Genomic DNA, 18,304 nt, shown 5'->3' with positions numbered 1-18,304 from the left:
GAAAATGTATAGTTTTTCACCAAAATTAAGATTAACTTCTATCATTCTTATCGTCGCAGGACTTGTCTTGTTCGCTGCGGGGTATTTTATTAACAAAAGCTATGACAGTGGAGTAGTCGAGCATATGATGGAGAATGTGCTTGCGGCAGGTCAAGATGCACCTACCCATTCAAGTGAGCTAGTAGGTCCACAAGATCACGAAGCCCACTTAGAACATGCAATGATGCAAGTGGCAAATCAGCCTTTAGCCTCGCTTCATTTGGTAGCAGTCTTGTTTTTTGCAGCCTCATGTTGTGCTTTGTTTTTCTATTCAATTCAGCACGTATCCCATGCAGGATGGTCCATTATTGTGACTCGTGTGATGGAAGCCGTGGCTTCTTTTATTCCATGGGTAGGAGCTTTTCTTGTTCTTATTATGATTCTTAATGTTTCGCATATTGGTCATTTGTTCCACTGGATGGATCCTTCATTGACCGATCCGACTTCTGCTCATTTTGATTCCATCTTATACGAAAAAAAGAAGTTTTTAAATGTGCCTTGGTACGCCATTAGAACCGTTCTTTATGTCGTTGTAGGAACTTTCTTTGCTTGGAAATTAAGAACCATGTCGAAAAAAGTAGACCAAACGAAATCAAGAACAGATTATCAAATGCTTTACCGTTGGAACGTAGGTTATATTGTTTTCTTTGGTTTTGCGTCTGTAGGTTGGGCTTGGGATTGGTTAATGTCTATTGACCCTCACTGGTATTCCACTATGTACGTATGGTATGCAATGGTAAGTGGTTTAGCCACTGCGATTGCGCTTATTATTCTTGTAAGTGTTTATCTTAAGAAAAAAGGATTTTTACCTGAATTCAACGATAACCATTTGCATGACTTAGGAAAATACCTCTTTGCTTCAAGTATGCTGTGGACCTATACATGGTTCTGTCAGTTTATGCTTTACTGGTATGCGAACGTACCAGAAGAAGTAAATTATTTCTTCGGTCGTTTTGAACACTATAAAGAAACGTTCTTTCCAATGCTAATTCTAAACTTCCTAGTGCCTTTATTGGTGCTTGTAGGATCAGGAATCAAAAGAAAGTATAAAGTAGTGACCGCTATTGCTGCACTAGTGGTTGTAGGACACATCATGGATTATTTCAACATGGTAATGCCAGGTACGATAGGTCCTTATTGGAAGAATGCCGCTGTACTTCTTAGCGTTGTAGGAGCTGTTGTTTTCTTTGTTGGACTTTTCATCTTTGCTGTAATGAGTCAACTAGCAAAAATGAAATTGATTCCAGAAGGAAACCCTTTCGTACACGAATCCAAGATTTACGAGTACCCATTTTAATCGGAAATCATACTTAACATATTAATCCCGGCTTATTGCCGGGATTTTTTTATTTTTGTATAAAATACACTCTATGAAAAAAATATATTATCTTTTGATTTTCAGTTTGCTAGTGCTTTCAGGGTGCAAGAAGGAGTCCGTAGATGCCACGACAACGCAAAGTTTTCGTAGTAGCATTAACGACATGACTTCCAAACTCTCCACCTTGCAGCAAGTAAAGTTTAACGAAGCCCTGTATATTTTGAAGACCTTCGGTGTGGATGGCCAAAATGACATTCAAAAATTGGATGCCTTAGGAAAGAAGATTGACGGTTTAAAAGTTCCTGCGATCCTGGCCATGGCAGATCAAGTGGCAAAGGCCAATGACATAGCGTGGAGCAGTACCGGCCCTCCGTCCCTAGGAGAAATGAATATTTTTGGTTCGGTGGAACCCACTGAGTTTGATCCCAACGATATAAAAGCGAATGGACTTGAAATCACAACCATAGAGATTCAAAAAGACTCTGTTTTAGGTCCTAAGGCTCTTCAGGTAATTCCTCGTCTGGTAGACTCAAGTGGACGCCCAATAGAGTTTTCAGGAGCGGCTCTAGAAACGGTACTTGTGGTTTCAAGTGGAGGAAGTCGTTTAAGTACCTCGAAAAACCTTATGCTAGATAATGAGTTCAAAGGATTTACAATTCACTTTGGTTCTTTACCTAGTGAGAAAGTAGTTGGAAATAAGATTGATATTCAGATCACGGTGAAAACGACAAGCAATAGTTTTAAAATGGCAAAAGTGGGTGTATTAGTCAATCCAAATGCCTTAAGAGCGCCCGCTGTAGCAAGTACGGATGTAGATTCCCTTGGAGGCTCTTCCACTTTAGGTCAGGAGGGTACTCTTGGACAGAATGAGGTGGCAGGAGCCACGGGCGATCCCAAGACGACCGTCACTCGATTTTTGAACCAAGTGGGGACACAGAATTTAAGAGGGGCGTATGAAGTTTCGTCAAATCCAAATTGGGGTTCCTTTGAGTCGTTCTCTAATCCTAACACGGGATTTGGAGGATTCAAATCCATTCACGTGAAAAACATTTCGAGTGTATCCAATACAGGGAATAATGCCTCCGTAAATGCCACCTACGACGTGACGGACAAAGCCGGAAATACCACTGCACTGCAAGTGAGCTTTGGGCTTCGCCAAGTGGATGGACAATGGAAAATTAATAGTTACACGATTATACCTTAAAAATATGACCGGTTTAGAATTAAAAAAAGCCTTAGAGCAGACGATAGAAAATATACCTGATTTTCCGAAGAAGGGAATTCAGTTTAAGGACATTACACCAATCTTTTTGGATCCTAAGCTATACGAGGCTGTGATTGAGGAATTGGCTCAGTTTAGTAAGGGGAGAATCGACGCGGTATGTGGAATCGAAAGCCGAGGGTACTTGTTTGGAATTGCAATTGCTGTGAAGCTTGAAGTGCCATTTATCCTCATTCGCAAGAAAGGCAAACTTCCTCCGCCGTTTGTTTCAGAGAAGTACGAATTAGAATATGGATCCTCAGAGATTGAGATGCGTGAGGGGCAGCTTAAGCCAGGAATGAGAGTCTTAATTCATGATGACCTACTCGCTACAGGAGGAACGACTCGTGCAGCAGGCAGGCTCGTGGAGAAACAAGGAGCGACGGTATCCCAGTTCAGCTTTTTGATTAAATTAAAGGGTCTCGGTGCGGAGGATAAATTAGAATCTTTTCAGGCCGAACATCATTCTATACTGGAATATGATTAAATTGCAATAGGATGCTTTCGGTATAGAGCCGCTGCGCATTTTGAAGGAAATTATTATTTCTCATTAGAATTTTGTAAATCACTAGGAAACAATTAAATTTGCAGCTCACTAATTATATTATGGCAAATACAAAACGTACAAATAAGAAGAATACGGAAGGAAAGGAAACGGTTGAGTTTTTTAAAGACCTAGATCGTGAAGCATTGCAAACCGAACGCTTTTTAGAAAAGAATTCAAAAGTACTCTCCATTGTGTTTGGAGTGCTAGTTTTGGGAGTCTTAGGATACTTTGCATACCAACAGTTTGTCATTGTGCCAAAAAATGAAGAAGCAACGAAGAGTTATCTTTCTGCAATGGGAAATCTTGCTGAGGGGAAAACAGTGGAAGCCTTAGGAGGTAAGTCTGCTGCTAATCCAGGTTTTCTTGGAACCTATAAAAATTATGGGAACACCGATGCAGGTCGTTTAGCGGGATACAATGCAGGACTTCTAAAATTCAAAGAGGGGAAATTTCAAGAGGCGTACGATCTATTAGATCAGTTCTCTTCAGGGAATAAAGTACTCATGGCCCTTAAATATGGTGCCATGGCAGACGCGGCCTCTAATCTCAACAAAGCAGACGAATCACTTTCGCTTTTAGGAAAGGCAGCTAGCGCTTCTGATGACCCTTACACAACCTATTACTTTACAAGAAAAAAAGGAATCCTAGCTCTTGCGCTTAATAAAACGCAGGACGCAAAGACCGCATTTGAGACCATCGATAAAAAATATAAGGAATACGACAATGGATTGTCGGATGGCTATATTGAGATGGTGAAAAATAAATAAAAATACAACTTATGGCTACGGTAGATCTTTCGAATTACAAGCCACTCGCAATTTCAGATGCCGATGATTTTTCCATCGGCATCGTAGTTTCTGAGTGGAACGATTTTATTACTTTTCCGCTTCGTGACGGTGCAATTGAAGTGCTCACAAAAGAAGGAGTTCCCAAAGATAAAGTGGAGGTCTTTTATGTACCGGGAGCTTTCGAATTAACCTATGGAAGTATGCAACTTGCAAAGAGTGGAAAATACGATGCTATAATTGCCATTGGGTGCGTTATCCGAGGGGAAACCTCTCACTTCGACTATGTATGCTCTTCTGTTTCACAAGGCATTAAGGATTGCAATGTTCTAACGGATGTTCCTACTATATTTTGTGTACTCACTGACGATACAAAAGAGCAATCGATTGCTCGTAGTGGGGGAATTCATGGAAACAAAGGAATTGAATCGGGAGTGACTGCGTTAAAAATGATTGACTTTAAAAGAAAGTTAAAGTAAAGAGACTAGAAAACGGAAAGTTGGAGCTATGAACGGTATACGATTTGTAAGAATGTTCACAACGTAGAAAATTCAGGAGCATATACTTTAATTTTGTAAATTTAGTTTTCAAATGCACTCTGGTTTTAATTTAAAAGAAACATCATATGAAATGGACTCAAAATCGAAGTGGTAACGTAGAGGACCGTAGGGGCAGAGGTGTCGGAGGCGGCCTTTTGGGTGGAGGACTCGTTAGCTTAATTATCGCGGCTGTCGTTTTCTTTCTTGGAGGTGACCCTTCGGCTATTCTAGCGACGGGGGCGGGAAGTTCGTCCACGCAAACGGAACAACGTGAACTTACAGCGGAAGAAAAGAATGTCGGGGAGTTCATTGAAATGCTTACTGCTGAAAACGAACGAACTTGGAGTACGATATTTCAAGAAAATGGAATGCAATACCAGCCAGCGAAGGTGGTTTTGTTTACCGACGTGACCCAGTCAGGTTGTGGGACCGCTCAGGCGGCTATGGGACCGTTTTATTGCCCAGTCGATCAGGCCGTGTACATGGACCTTAGTTTCTTCAATGAATTAGAAAATCGATTTGGAGCAAAAGTAACGGAATTTTCAGTGGCTTATGTCCTTGCTCACGAGATGGGGCATCACGTGCAGAACTTGTTAGGAACACTGGGAAAGACCGAAGAATTAAGAAGAAGTGGAAATTATTCACAGGCGGAGATGAACCGGGTTTCGGTTGCAACCGAACTTCAAGCCGATTTTTATGCGGGCTTATGGTCCAAGTATAGCAACCAACGAGAACAGTTTTTAGAACCCGGAGATATTGATGCGGCAATCAGTGCAGCAGAAGCCGTGGGTGATGACAATATCATGAATCGTTCCCAGGGCTATGTAAACCAAGAAAGCTTTACGCATGGTAGTTCCGCACAAAGAAAAGAGTGGTTTCTAAAAGGCTACAATTCAGGTGATATTAAACAAGGGAATACATTTGATCAACTGTTAAGATAACATTTTAGTTTCTTTTTTAGCTTCGATCCCTTTGTTAAAAGCAAGATTTAATTGCGTCTTTTATTTTAGATAGTATATTGGAGATTCGTTATGAAGAATATATGGGTGGTGGTTTTTGTTTTGTTTTGTGCCAGTGGATTCGCACAACAAAATGAGGCCTTTAAGGCGATTAAGTCCCAAGTGGACTATGAGCAGCAAATGCTTCAATACAAATACCAGATGGAGTATAAACGCGCTTCTTCGGAAGTGAAAGGTGTACTCGAAAACCAATGGAATTCTCTCATTGTGGAGTTCCAAGAGCATGTGAATACGGCCTATGTAGGCGCATTAATCCAAGTAAAAAATGAGGAAGATTTAGAGGAGTTGACCTCTTCATCTGCAAATAGTCAACTTTATTCCGCTCAGAACAGTCCGAAGAGACTGCTTCCCCCTACCTATTCAAACGGTATGCAAGGACTCCGCAAGGAAGTTACAAATCTCTTTTACTTTGACTCTGTAAAACCTCTAGCAGAGCCCTATCAGGCGCGAATTAGCTTTGTGGTGAACCCAAACGGGCGCATAAGTCGTGTCGAGGCGAAAGGTGAAGATCTTGGTCTTAACCGGCAAGCTCAAATCGCTTTTTATTTGCTTCCTGGACAGTTTGCTCCGGCACTTTTGGACAACCAACCTGTAGCTTACCGATTCGAATTACCCTTAATATTGAGCTTTTAACGAATGCAATCGAGCCGCCCTAACGAGAAGTGGATACTTCTTGTCCTACTAACTTTGATTTGGGGATCGTCCTTTATCTTAATCAAGAAATCACTTCTCTACTACACGCCCTATGAGGTTGGAAGTTTACGCATTATCATCGCGTCTCTTCTCCTGCTTCCGTACGCATTATTGAATATGAAAAAGTTCCCTAAAAAGCACTTAAAATATTTGATCGTGGCTGCTGCATGTGGTAATTTTTTACCCATGTATCTATTTCCGATGGCAGAGACCCAAATTAGTAGCAGCATTGCTGGGATTATTAATTCTATGGTTCCCATCTTTGTCATCATTCTAGGGGGCTTGTTCTGGAGCACGAGTACCACACGAACTCAAATTCTGGGAACTCTGATTAGCTTTATAGGAGTAATTGTTCTCACATTAGGAGGCGCAGAATCAGGCGCTCTGCAAATAGTTCCTATTTTGCTTCTGCTTCTAGCCACTGTACTTTATGCGATCAACGGTTTAACCGTGAAAGCCCATTTGGGAGACGTTGAACCCAAACTGCTTTCTGCCTATGTGTTTGGGATTGTTTTGTTTTTCCCTTCCTTGATATCATTGGGGTTTTCAGGTTTTTTCCAAGATTTTCACTCGACTCAGGAGAATTGGACAGGACTAATGTACGTGGGTCTTCTTGCGGTGTTTGGTACCGGACTCGCGATGATGCTAAACTATCGACTGCTCAGTGTATCTAGTGCTCTTTTTACCTCGACTGTGACTCTTCTTATGCCTATCGTAGCCATTGGGTGGGGTGTTCTTGACGGCGAGACCTTGAGTGTTTTTCAGCTAGTTGGAGCCCTTGTGATCATTGCAGGGCTACTGTTCTTACGTTCTGAACAAAAGAGCAAGCTAGAGAGCGTAAAAAAGTCCAGTCACGAAAAACGGCCCTCGTAAGAAAGGGCCGCTACTTTTATTTATAGGAATAATCCTATTTTTTCTTTGTTTTTACTTTTTTAACTACATCCTTAATGTAGGGATATCTTTTTTGCATATCAGGCACCAGAGAGGGATCGAGTACAATCGCGATCTCTAGAGCTTCCATTGCTCTGTCCTGCTGATCCAGATTGAAGAAACAGTTCGAAATTTGATAATACAATTCTGCATGCTGATGAAGGCTGATGGCCTTGGTCAAAACGCGAATCGCTTTGTCGTATTCCGAAAGTAGCATTAGTACTTCCGTGTAGGCGTACCAGTTGTAGAATTTATTGGGTTCTTTCTCTACCAAAAGTTCCAAACATTCTAAACTATCTTCAAACTGACCCGAATCGATGTATAAAAAGGCTAGTTTCTTTTGAAGGCTAAGATTCGTGCCATTTAGAGCTGCGGCTTCGATTGCAAAATGAAGTGCTTCTTTTTTCGAGCCCATTTCCTCATAAAGTTCACTAAGTTCAATCATTGACATGTAGAACTGAGGGTCTTCAATAAGGGACTTTTGAAAATAAGTTAAAGCGTTCACATGGAACTTCTGCGCTTTGTAGCAAAGTCCAATTTTATAATAGGTATAGGCTTTCGTGTACTCAAGTTCGAGCATTTCTTCGTATACTTCAATTGCTTTTAGATAGTCTCCTAGTGCTTCGTAACAAGCCGCTTTGTTAGCGTATACCCCAATAGAGGAGCTGTTAATTGCAAGCAGGTAATCGAAGCCTTTAATCGCCTCGTGGTAGTTTTTTCGGTTGAAGTAAAATTGGCCGTACTCAAACCATGCGATTTCAGAGAAGGCAAATTCATCTAAATACTCGTTGATGAAAGAAGTGGCTTCCTCATACTTCTTTAATTCGACGAAGCATTGCATCGTATTTTCTAAAGAATAATCGTCAGTCGGGTCCGCTTTGAGTGCTTCGCGGTAATGCTTAAGGGCTTTTGAAGGATCTCCTAAATTCACAAATTCATCTGCAATAAAATTGTGAAGGAAATTCTCCTCTTCTCCTAAGGCAAGGGCAAGATTACAATACTCAATCGATTTTCGTGGGTTTCCTAGGTTGGAAAAGTACTTCGCACAACAAACCAAATAGTCTGTGTTTTCCATACAGGTGGCACGTAAATCGTCAATTATGGGACGAGCCTGCACATAGTTTTCTAGCTCCAGTAAGACTTCCAATTGCTTGGTTTTAATCTCAATGGAGTTGGGGTGAAGTTTGAGCGCAAAATTCACCGCTTTTTCAGCAAAGGAAATATCTCCTAGCTCAAGGTAGTAAACAATGATTTCGTCAAGTTCTTCCGTGTCGAAGTAAACTTGATCTTTGTTTTCTACCATTTCTTCGAACCGTTTGGCCAGTTCGTTTTCAAAAAATTCTTCCAATAGCTTTTCTCAAGTTATATCGATGTTGCAAATGTGGCTTCATAACTTCGATAGAACGTTTAAATTATACAAGGCTAAAATAGCAAATATCAGGCCTAAATTAGGGCTTTTATCTTCTCGATCATACGGTCTGCAAGTTCGTCTGCTTTCCCTTGGCTTGCCGCCTCAGTATAGATCCGAATGATGGGCTCTGTATTTGACTTGCGCAGGTGTGCCCAAGATTCTTCATAATCAATTTTCACTCCGTCTATAGTGCTAATCTGCTCTCCCTCAAAGGCGTTTTCTACACGCTCGAGCAACTGATCTACGTTGATCTCTGGAGTGAGCTCCATTTTCTTTTTCCCCATAAAATAGACGGGGTAAGAGGCGCGAAGTTCAGAGACTGAGATTTCTGATTCTGCAAGATGAGTTAAAAACAGGGCGGTTCCCACTAGGGAGTCCCGACCGTAATGCAACTCTGGGTAAATAATTCCGCCATTTCCTTCTCCTCCAATCACGGCGTTTTTCTCTTTCATTAGAGTGACCACGTTCACTTCCCCTACCGCGCTTGCAAAATAAGTAGATTGATGTCTGTGGGCGATATCGCGTAGTGCGCGACTTGAAGAAAGGTTTGATATCGCGGCACCTGGTTTGTGCTTAAGTAAGTAATCGGCGACCGCCACAAGAGTGTATTCTTCTCCAAACATCTCTCCCTTCTCGTCAATTATGGCGAGACGATCGACATCCGGATCGACAACGAGACCCAAATCTGCATTTTCGGTTTTCACGAGTTCGCAAATATCAGTAAGATGTTCTTTCAGCGGTTCTGGATTGTGAGGGAAATTGCCTGTGGGTTCACAATAGAGCGGTACGACCGTACAGCCTAATTGCTCTAAAAGCGGAACCATGGAGATTCCTCCTGTGGAGTTCACAGCATCCAATACGACTTTGAACTTTTTCTCTTTTATAAGTTGCTGATTGACCAGCGGTAAATCAAGGATTTTATCAATATGCAATTGAATGGCCCCTTCATAGGTCTCATATTTTCCAAGGTCATCGACCTCAGCGTAATCGAAAGCCTCATCCTGTGCAATTTGAAGAAGTTCTGTTCCATTTTCTCCGCTAATGAATTCTCCTTTTTCGTTCAGAAGTTTTAGAGCATTCCATTGCTTTGGATTGTGAGAAGCAGTGAGGATAATACCCCCGTCTGCTTTTAGTTCCGGAACCATCATTTCGACGGTGGGAGTTGTGGAAAGTCCTAAATCAATGACATCGATTCCAAGGCCTTGCAAAGTTGCACTCACAAGGGAGCTAACCATCGATCCTGAAATCCTTGCATCTCTCCCCACTACGATTTTAAGGTTTCGTTTTTGGTTTGAGTTTTGAAGCCAAGTTCCATAGGCAGAGGTGAATTTTACCACATCTAATGGGGTAAGGTTTTCATTTACAGGCCCTCCAATGGTGCCTCGAATTCCTGAAATACTTTTTATTAAGGACATATTGATTCCGTTTTATTCATGGGTTAATCTCTGCAAAATTAGTGAACTTTTTTGTTTTGGTCACTAGATGTTCCGTATTGCTTTGATGGATGGGCTACGAACAGCAACTGCTTTCGCAACCCGGTTTGTTTTTGTCTTTTTTAGACGAAAATTTACTTGCAAAAACCTTGTATAGTCGGTAGCATGCACCTAGTACTAAAACGGCAATAATTCCATATTGAATGAGTAATGAATAGTCCATTTTTCTTCTTTTATCGGGTTAACTTAAAAATTGATAAGCGGCCATTGCAGCAATATAGGCTAGCCCTGTCATGGCAATCACCTGGAGCAAGGTCCATTTCCAACTTTTTGTTTCTTGATACACTACTGCAATGGTTGAAACACACTGCATAGCAAAAGCATAATAGATAAGCACTGAAATTCCTGAGGCTAAGGTAAATACTTTTTCGCCATTTGGTTTTACATCATTACGCATTTTGTCTATAATTCGTTCGTCCGCTACGTCGTCATCGAGACTATAAAGCGTAGCCATTGTTCCCACAAATACTTCGCGAGCGGCAAAACTGGAGATAATGGATACTCCCATTTTCCAATCATAGCCTAAAGGTTCTACGACCGGTTCAATGACCCTACCCATTTTGGCAAGATAGGAATGATCCAAATGAACGTCCGTTTCGACGATTTTCCCTTCCGTTTGACTGGGTCCCATATAACTTAACGCCCAAAGAATGATACTTACAGCAAAAATTACTTTCCCAGCTCCGTTTATAAACTCCCAGACTTTAACACCGGTTAATTTCAAGTCGTATTTGAATTGAGGCATTTTGTATGGGGGAAGATCCATAATCAAATAACTCTTCACGTTCTGTCTGATGATTTTCTTTAGTACAAAGGCAGACCCTAGGGCAGCCACAAAACCTAAAAGGTACATCGCAAGAAGAGCGACAGCTCGGTTACTGAATCCGAGTGCGTTTCCTTCTGGAATCACAATTGCTATAATGATACTGTAGACAGGGAGACGAGCTGCGCAGGTCATAAAAGGTGTTACAAGAATGGTGATCAGCCTCTCCTTGACATTCTCGATGTTTCGTGTGGATTTAATCGCAGGTATAGCGCAAGCAATCCCAGAAACAAGAGGAACAATACTTTTTCCATTGAGTCCAAAGGGACGTAAAAAACGGTCCATCAAAAAAACGACTCGGGCCATATACCCGGAATCTTCTAACAAGTATAAGAAGTACAGTAGGATTCCAATTTGAGGCGCAAAGATGATAATCCCTCCAATCCCCGGTAAAATCCCATTACTGAGCAAACTATTGAGGGGTCCTTCAGGCAAGACAGACGAGGTCCATTCTGCAAAAAGAACAAACAGTCCGTCTATCCAGTTCATCGGATATTCTGCCATATAGAACACCATTTGAAAGAGGAAAAGTAGGATGGCAAGAAAGAGCACGTATCCCCAGAACTTATGGACTAGAATTTTATCAAGTTTTTCCGTGAGAAGTTCTTTAAACTGCGGTTTTTTTGTAACCACTTCTTTCATAATGCCATCAATGGTCTGGTAACGACGAATCGTCTCTTGGGTTTGCAGTCTTTTTGGGACGATGCATTTCGCTTCGGTCTCATTTAGTTTTTCATGAACCGAATCTAGTTTTCCAAGGTATGTATCTGAAGACAAGAGAGTCCATACTTTGTACGGGTTTTTCTCTTCAGTCTGAGAAGCGATTTTATGAACGATTGCTTTTTGTTCAATGGGAATATTGAACTGAATGGAATTCGAACTTGTAAACTCGTTCTTATAGATGCTTTCTTTTATATCCTCAAGTCCAATCTTTTCTTTTGCATTGGTTTGTAATACCTTGACCTGAGTGATTTCTGCTAGTTTGTCAAAGTCGATGCGTATTCCACGTCGAAAGGCTTCGTCCAATTGGTTCACTACAAGTAGCACAGGCATTCCAAGATCCTGAATCTGTTGAAACAAAAGAAGACCTCTTTTCAGGTTCATCGCATCCATCATGTACACGATGCCGGAATACTGATGCTGTTCTTCAATTAAATATTTAGAGAATATAGCTTCGTCCTCCGCCTCAGGATAGATGCTGTAGGCGCCTGGTAAATCTATGATTTCAACTTCTTCTCCCTTGTAGGAGTATCGCCCTGAATGACTCGCTACGGTAACCCCTGCATAATTACCTGTCTTTTGTTTTTTATTGCAAAGTGTATTAAATACAGTAGACTTTCCCACATTTGGGTTGCCCACTAGTAAAATTTGTTTGATGGGTTTTTTAGTTTGCATTACGATACTGTCTCTACAATGATAAATCTAGCTTCTTCCTGACGAAGTGCAATTCTACTTTTTTCTTCTCCAAATTCGATATACAGCGGACCGCTAAACGGAGCTTGGTACAGTATCTTGAATTGGGTGCTGGGCAGTAGTCCCATCTCAATTATTTTGGTTGGCATTTTCAAGGTGGCGTTGTCGTAATCTACTATGATTCCCAATTTGCTTTGGGGAAAACAACATAGCTTATTGGAGTCGTCTCTTTTCAATGGAATAGGGTTTTAAACAGATGCAAATATACGTTATTTACATTTAATCTAAATAAGGATTAGAACAATAGGGATTAAAACGAAATCGGAACCAATACGATTTGTATTAGTTCCGAATCACTATTTAATTAAAGGATATGAATCTATTTGGATGCTTTTTTTTGAGATATTTCAATCTGATTGTTATTCTCGTTCAAATGTTTTTTGAGCATTTCTTCTTGGTCTCTCATCATTTTTGCAATGGAAGTGCCGTCTGGCATTTTTGCGTCCGCAGGAATTTGAGAAAGATGAGAACGGATGCTTCCGAAAGGATCTTTTTTGTAAGCCTCATATAACTGATCGAACTTACTACGGCTCACGACCAAATCATTTCCTCTTCCTCCCATACTTTCTGTAAAGGTTTCTGCAAATGATTTTTCCTGGAAATCGGCTACGTTTTTGTTTCCTTTAAGTTCCCAAGAGTAATTGTTGTTCTCATCGCTTAGCTGCACGATTAATCCTGGAAGGCCATAGAATTTATAAGGTCCATCTTGAAAAGGGATGTCCGTGGAGAACCATGCGGTCCAGTTTCTACCTCCAAAGGTTGTGGTGGCTTTTTGCGTTTGGTATTCACCAATCGTTTTCTTTTCGTTCTGAATTTTCCAATCAAACTTTAGTGTTTCTTCGTAAGATACTTTGTCTTGAAGGATCTGATCGGTATACTTGAGACCCATGTCTGGATATGTTTTTGTAACCTTATAACTGAATTTAGGTTGTTTAAGCGTTTTGGAAAGATCTTTAAAGGTGCCTGATTTCTGCATCTGTTCCACTTCAATTTTTAGAATTGAATCTTGGGAAACCATTAAATAATCGCGGTACAAAGATTTTTCTGAGGTGATGTCTAAAATAGTCATTTCCTTTATTAAGGAGTCAGATTCCACACTCGGTTTGTAGGTCAATTCATAAAAGAAACGATTTGCACTGGTCTGCGCACTTAGTGAAAGCGTAAAGAAGAATAAACAAACGAAGACTATTTTTTTCATTGTTGAATTTTTATAATAAGTATTCGCTTATCGTGTTTTGTTACATCAGGAAACTGATCATTTGCTTCCTACTTATTTAAAAAGCAGCCAGAAACTAAGGTTCTAGCTGATACATTTCTTGAATAGACTCGTTTAGCACATGGTATAGTTTGCGCTGCTGTGGGGTTTGTAGCAAAGCTTCATGCATTTTAAGAACCCGAGTGTCGTTGCGAACTGCTGGGCCAGTTTGGGCGTTTTTAGGATCCAAATGGTTGATTTTTTCAAGGGTTTCTTGCATCAAAGGGACGAAGTATGCAAAAGGAAGGGATTGCGAGTCGGAAATTTCTTTTGCGCGGGCGTAAAGATGGTTAACGAAATTACAAGCGAACACTGCCGTTAAATGAATGTACTTGCGTTTTTCGTAATCCGCTTTTTCGACAAATTGAGACAAGGACTTTGCAAGGTCTTCAAGGATCTCGAAATCGTGTACATTTTCTGTTTCAATAAAAATAGGCACCGTTTCGAAAGAGAGTTCCTTGGTTTTTGAAAAGGTTTGTAGTGGGTAAAAACAGGCCTTTCGATAGGGACCCACTAGACGATCCATAGGCATAGAGCCTGATGTGTGCGCTACAAGTGCATCAGGGTTCGTAATCCACTTTGAAACTTCTTCAATTGCCCGGTCACTTACACATATTAGATACAGATCCGCGGGGGCAAGTTCAGTTGTGGAGTAAGGTATTTTTGCACTTTCACCAATGGCCTCAAGTTCCTTTTGGTTGCGAGCGAAAATTTGAATTGCGGGTTTGTTTTGTTTTGAAAGCGCATGTGCAAAATGGTGTGCGACGTTTCCAGAGCCTATAATTACTATATCCATGATCCAAAGTTAGTTAATATTTCACTCTAGAAAGTGAGTTTTTTTGGGGAATTCCGCCGACAAGTCGGATTACTTGAAGATTATTTTTAACTTTAGACCTAATTTATAATCCAACCCACGAACGGAACTGATGAAGCTACAGGATCAGGAAATTATTGCGTTAATGACCAGCCCAAATGGTCAAGAAAAAGGACTTCGGGCATTGATGGACAATTATCAGAGTCGATTGTACTGGCACATAAGAAGGCTTGTGGTCGACCATGATTTGGCGCAAGATGTTCTACAAGACACTTTTATAAAGGTCTATGAGAATTTCCATCAGTTTAAACAAGAAAGTCAACTTTATACTTGGCTTTATAGAATTGCGACCAACCAGGCATTGCAGGAACTTAATAAAATGAAGCGCATGCAAAAATCGGATCACGATGCGGAGTATCATCTTCAAAATTTGGTAGCGCAAAATGCGGGACCCGATGCAGAAGATATACAAATTATGCTTCAACAAGCAATCCAGACGTTGCCAGAGAAGCAGAAGTTGGTCTTTACGTTAAGGTATTATGAAGAACTACCTTACGAAGAAATGAGCAAGATTTTGGATATGTCGGTAGGCACTTTAAAGACGAACTACCACTATGCAAAACAGAAAATTGAAGAGTATATCAAAGAAAATCACAAAGAGTAAGAAGTGAAGGGCGATTAGGCCAACCTTACTCCTATATAGAAACAGAGAACATGAACAATTTTAATTTAGAAGAATTGGAGCGCAAAGAAATCTACCAGGTTTCAGATTCCTTCTTTAAGGAAGTTCAAGACAAAGTGCTGCAAAATACAATCGAGTTAGAAGTGTCTAAAAAGAAGTCCCTTCCCACGAAAGGGAAAGTCATCCCACTTTCATTCAATTGGAGTTACGCGGCAGCGGCCCTAATGGTTTTGCTTGGACTTGGCGTCATTCTAAAACTGAATTTAAACCCACAGGAGGAGAAGTTGCAAACCCTGGTCACCACTAACAGTACGTCAGAGGTAAGCTCCACTGATGTAAAAGATCCCTCAAGTATAACCTTGGGAACCGATACCCAATCCATTGCACAGGTAGAAGAGAGTACTCTAGGAAGCCAATCTACTGAGTTAAGTAGAGGGGAAGAGTTAAGGACTGCGGTTCCGCAAAGATCCTCTACGAGGCCGACTGTAGTTTCCAAAACAGTTCGATCTGCTGCGATTGATCAAGTCGCTATGGAGCAAATTATCACCTCGCTTTCAAGCGCGGATTTAGCAGAGCTTTCAAGAGATGCAGAAATGGATGTATATCTTGACCTATATTAACAAATGACCCCTATGAAAAAAATAATTATTACTTCCCTACTCGCAGTCTTTGCGATAGGTTTGGTAAGTGCTCAAGAAAAATTGACGCAAGATTTCACAAACAAAAATACCCAAGAAAGAAAAGATATGATTCGCAAACTCTCTCCTGAGAAACGACGTGAACTTTATCGTAGTTTTCGAGAGGATGTACTCATTGAAGAGTTGAAAGTACAAAAGGAAAAACAGGCTGAATTTAAACGAGTTTATTCTGAATACCAAGAATCACAACGAAGAATTAAAGATCGTTTTGACAATGGATACAATCCGGATGCTTTGTCTGATTCAGAAGCAAAAATAAAACTGGAAGAAAGCTTTGATTACGGTCAAAAGCTAATTGAAAACCGTCGTGAGTATTCAAATAAAATGCAGCGTGTAATTCGACCTCAACAGGTTATCAAAATGTTTCGCGTAGAAGGACAAATGAGAGACCGTATGCTGAATCGTCGAATGGAAATAAGGGAGAACGCGAGTTCAAATCGTTCAGGGAATTCGAATTCAGCAAACTTTCAAAGTGAAAGTTCCTCTCGTCGTGGAGAAGTTCAATCCAGAAGTCTATCTAACGATCGGTAAATAAGAGTTGCCTTCGTGTTTTTGCACTATTCGACCCCTGCACAAAGTGTAGGGGTCGTTTCTTGACTGTAATTTTTCTCTTTGTAAAGTTTCGCGTGTGAGAAGAAAAACTGAAAGGTAATCAATTAAAAATCTTAAATTTGCACACTACTGAATGAATTAAATGAAGAACATTAGAAACTTTTGTATTATCGCCCATATTGACCATGGAAAATCGACTCTTGCAGACCGGCTGTTAGAATACACTGGGACCGTGACCCAAAGAGAGTTGCAGACGCAGACCTTGGACGATATGGATTTAGAAAGAGAGCGTGGTATCACCATTAAGTCACATGCAATCCAGATGGATTATGAGTTCGAAGGCGAGCGCTATATTTTAAATTTAATTGATACACCCGGACACGTCGATTTTTCGTACGAAGTTTCACGGTCCATTGCTGCTTGTGAGGGGGCACTTCTTATAGTAGATGCGGCGCAAAGTATTCAAGCGCAAACGATTTCTAATCTCTATCTCGCTTTAGAAAATGATTTGGAAATCATTCCTATACTAAACAAAATTGATTTGCCTTCTGCCAACCCAGAAGAAGTTACAGACGAAATTGTAACACTTCTTGGTTGTGAACCGAGCGATGTTTTACGAGTTTCAGGGAAAACAGGAGAAGGGGTTCGTGAACTATTAGAGCAAATTGTCAAGAGGATTTCTCCGCCAAAAGGAGATCCAGAGGCCCCATTGCAGGCGCTGATTTTTGACTCTGTCTATAATCCTTTCCGTGGTATTGAAGCTTATTTTAAAGTAGTAAATGGATCGATTAAGAAAGGCCAAAAAGTGAAATTCATGGCCACAGGGAAAACCTATGACGCCGACGAGGTGGGTACACTAAAACTTAAGCAAGCGGCCAAGACCGAAATAAAAACAGGAGACGTAGGGTATTTAATTTCCGGTATTAAAGATGCAAGAGAAGTTAAAGTAGGAGATACGGTAACTTCTGCGGACAACCCCGCAGCAAATTCAATCGAAGGGTTTGAGGAGGTGAAACCTATGGTGTTTGCTGGAATCTATCCAATTGAATCGGAGGACTTTGAAGAGCTTCGTAGCTCACTTGAAAAACTTCGCCTAAACGATGCCTCTTTAGTTTTTGAAGCAGAAAGTTCCGCTGCGTTAGGTTTTGGATTCCGATGTGGATTCCTAGGAATGCTGCACATGGAGATTGTACAAGAACGACTGGATCGGGAATTTGACATGAATGTGATTACAACCGTTCCCAACGTATCTTACCATGGGTATTCAAAGAAAGATCCCGAAGTTGCTATTTTAATAAACAACCCTTCGGAGATGGTGGATCCCAATTTATTCGATCGAGTTGAAGAGCCGTACATCAAAGCTTCGATCATTACCAAATCAGATTATGTTGGAGCTGTAATGACCTTGTGTATTGAAAAAAGAGGAGAAATTGTAAATCAAAGTTATCTTACAGCAGACCGAGTGGAACTGGTGTTTAATATGCCGTTGTCAGAAGTCGTCTTTGATTTTTATGACCGTTTGAAATCGGTATCGAAGGGATATGCCTCTTTTGATTACCACCCGATTGGATTTAGAGCCTCCAAGCTTGTAAAGATGGATATTCTAATTAACGGGGATATGGTGGACGCACTATCGTCTCTAATTCACGAAAGCAATGCTTATTACATTGGTAAAAAGATGTGTGAGAAGCTGCGTGAGTTGATTCCAAGACAGCAATTTGACATTGCCGTTCAAGCGGCCCTTGGAACCAAAGTAATTGCAAGAGAAACGATTAAAGCTCTTAGAAAAGACGTAACAGCAAAATGTTATGGGGGGGATATATCTAGAAAAAGAAAACTATTAGAAAAGCAAAAAGAGGGAAAGAAAAAGATGAAACAAATCGGACGTGTGGAGGTTCCTCAATCTGCGTTTATGGCCGTGCTCAAATTGAATGATTAGAGTTCTAGCAATGTAAAAAAAAGCAAGCTGCCT

General features: G+C 40.7%; 18 protein-coding genes. 12 read left to right on the top strand and 6 right to left on the bottom strand.

What is annotated here, in order from left to right:
- The first annotated feature begins 4 nt into the window (after positions 1 to 4).
- From ACX3PU_RS00705 to ACX3PU_RS00670, 8 genes are all read left to right on the top strand, one after another.
- A complete protein-coding gene (locus ACX3PU_RS00705; protein ID WP_459082797.1) occupies positions 5 to 1,336 on the top strand; it encodes a quinol:cytochrome C oxidoreductase in 1,332 nt (443 codons plus the stop codon).
- Between the two features lie 73 nt (positions 1,337 to 1,409).
- Positions 1,410 to 2,561, top strand: a complete 1,152-nt coding sequence (locus tag ACX3PU_RS00700; RefSeq protein ID WP_459082795.1) for a hypothetical protein — start codon at positions 1,410 to 1,412, stop codon at positions 2,559 to 2,561.
- A 4-nt stretch (positions 2,562 to 2,565) separates the two neighbouring features.
- Positions 2,566 to 3,105 (top strand): adenine phosphoribosyltransferase, encoded by a 540-nt coding sequence (locus ACX3PU_RS00695; protein ID WP_459082793.1) that lies wholly within the window; start codon positions 2,566 to 2,568, stop codon positions 3,103 to 3,105.
- Between the two features lie 119 nt (positions 3,106 to 3,224).
- Positions 3,225 to 3,932 (top strand): tetratricopeptide repeat protein, encoded by a 708-nt coding sequence (locus tag ACX3PU_RS00690; protein ID WP_459082791.1) that lies wholly within the window; start codon positions 3,225 to 3,227, stop codon positions 3,930 to 3,932.
- Between the two features lie 11 nt (positions 3,933 to 3,943).
- Complete coding sequence (gene ribH, locus ACX3PU_RS00685) at positions 3,944 to 4,429, top strand: 6,7-dimethyl-8-ribityllumazine synthase (RefSeq protein ID WP_459082789.1); 486 nt, start codon at positions 3,944 to 3,946, stop codon at positions 4,427 to 4,429.
- Between the two features lie 146 nt (positions 4,430 to 4,575).
- Positions 4,576 to 5,430 carry a KPN_02809 family neutral zinc metallopeptidase gene (ypfJ, locus tag ACX3PU_RS00680; protein WP_459082787.1) on the top strand — a complete coding sequence of 285 codons (855 nt, stop codon included), beginning with the start codon at positions 4,576 to 4,578 and terminating at the stop codon, positions 5,428 to 5,430.
- Between the two features lie 90 nt (positions 5,431 to 5,520).
- On the top strand, positions 5,521 to 6,141 hold the full coding sequence (locus ACX3PU_RS00675) for an energy transducer TonB (protein WP_459082785.1): 621 nt from the start codon (positions 5,521 to 5,523) through the stop codon (positions 6,139 to 6,141).
- Between the two features lie 3 nt (positions 6,142 to 6,144).
- Positions 6,145 to 7,074: a DMT family transporter gene (locus tag ACX3PU_RS00670; protein WP_459082783.1), complete on the top strand. Its 930-nt coding sequence runs from the start codon at positions 6,145 to 6,147 to the stop codon at positions 7,072 to 7,074.
- A 34-nt stretch (positions 7,075 to 7,108) separates the two neighbouring features.
- Here ACX3PU_RS00670 and ACX3PU_RS00665 read toward each other — a convergent pair whose 3' ends face one another.
- The 6 genes from ACX3PU_RS00665 to ACX3PU_RS00640 form a co-directional block, all read right to left on the bottom strand.
- On the bottom strand, positions 7,109 to 8,479 hold the full coding sequence (locus ACX3PU_RS00665) for a tetratricopeptide repeat protein (protein ID WP_459082781.1): 1,371 nt from the start codon (positions 8,477 to 8,479) through the stop codon (positions 7,109 to 7,111).
- 95 nt (positions 8,480 to 8,574) lie between these two features.
- The gene (glmM, locus tag ACX3PU_RS00660; RefSeq protein WP_459082779.1) at positions 8,575 to 9,957 is read right to left on the bottom strand and encodes a phosphoglucosamine mutase; all 1,383 of its coding nucleotides are present in this window, start codon (positions 9,955 to 9,957) and stop codon (positions 8,575 to 8,577) included.
- 259 nt (positions 9,958 to 10,216) lie between these two features.
- Entirely contained in the window at positions 10,217 to 12,253 is a 2,037-nt protein-coding gene (gene feoB / locus ACX3PU_RS00655) for a ferrous iron transport protein B (RefSeq protein WP_459082777.1), read from the bottom strand.
- On the bottom strand, positions 12,253 to 12,507 hold the full coding sequence (locus tag ACX3PU_RS00650; RefSeq protein ID WP_459082775.1) for a FeoA family protein: 255 nt from the start codon (positions 12,505 to 12,507) through the stop codon (positions 12,253 to 12,255). The genes feoB and ACX3PU_RS00650 overlap by 1 nt, the downstream gene beginning before the upstream one ends.
- Positions 12,508 to 12,650: 143 nt before the next feature.
- Positions 12,651 to 13,529 (bottom strand): GLPGLI family protein, encoded by an 879-nt coding sequence (locus ACX3PU_RS00645; protein ID WP_459082773.1) that lies wholly within the window; start codon positions 13,527 to 13,529, stop codon positions 12,651 to 12,653.
- Between the two features lie 94 nt (positions 13,530 to 13,623).
- Positions 13,624 to 14,382: a Rossmann-like and DUF2520 domain-containing protein gene (locus ACX3PU_RS00640; RefSeq protein WP_459082771.1), complete on the bottom strand. Its 759-nt coding sequence runs from the start codon at positions 14,380 to 14,382 to the stop codon at positions 13,624 to 13,626.
- 130 nt (positions 14,383 to 14,512) lie between these two features.
- Here ACX3PU_RS00640 and ACX3PU_RS00635 point away from each other — a divergent pair, with 130 nt between their 5' ends.
- The 4 genes from ACX3PU_RS00635 (at position 14,513) to lepA (ending at position 18,271) form a co-directional block, all read left to right on the top strand.
- The gene (locus tag ACX3PU_RS00635) at positions 14,513 to 15,064 is read left to right on the top strand and encodes an RNA polymerase sigma factor (RefSeq protein WP_459082769.1); all 552 of its coding nucleotides are present in this window, start codon (positions 14,513 to 14,515) and stop codon (positions 15,062 to 15,064) included.
- Positions 15,065 to 15,114: 50 nt separating this feature from the next.
- On the top strand, positions 15,115 to 15,702 hold the full coding sequence (locus tag ACX3PU_RS00630) for a hypothetical protein (RefSeq protein WP_459082767.1): 588 nt from the start codon (positions 15,115 to 15,117) through the stop codon (positions 15,700 to 15,702).
- Positions 15,703 to 15,714: 12 nt separating this feature from the next.
- Positions 15,715 to 16,311: a hypothetical protein gene (locus ACX3PU_RS00625; RefSeq protein ID WP_459082765.1), complete on the top strand. Its 597-nt coding sequence runs from the start codon at positions 15,715 to 15,717 to the stop codon at positions 16,309 to 16,311.
- Positions 16,312 to 16,474: 163 nt separating this feature from the next.
- Positions 16,475 to 18,271 carry a translation elongation factor 4 gene (gene lepA / locus ACX3PU_RS00620; protein ID WP_459082763.1) on the top strand — a complete coding sequence of 599 codons (1,797 nt, stop codon included), beginning with the start codon at positions 16,475 to 16,477 and terminating at the stop codon, positions 18,269 to 18,271.
- Positions 18,272 to 18,304: the final 33 nt, after the last annotated feature.

Source organism: Chryseobacterium sp. A301, assembly GCF_054489425.1.
The sequence above is the reverse complement of the archived record's forward strand: the minus strand, read 5'-3'. Positions and strand labels throughout refer to the sequence as shown.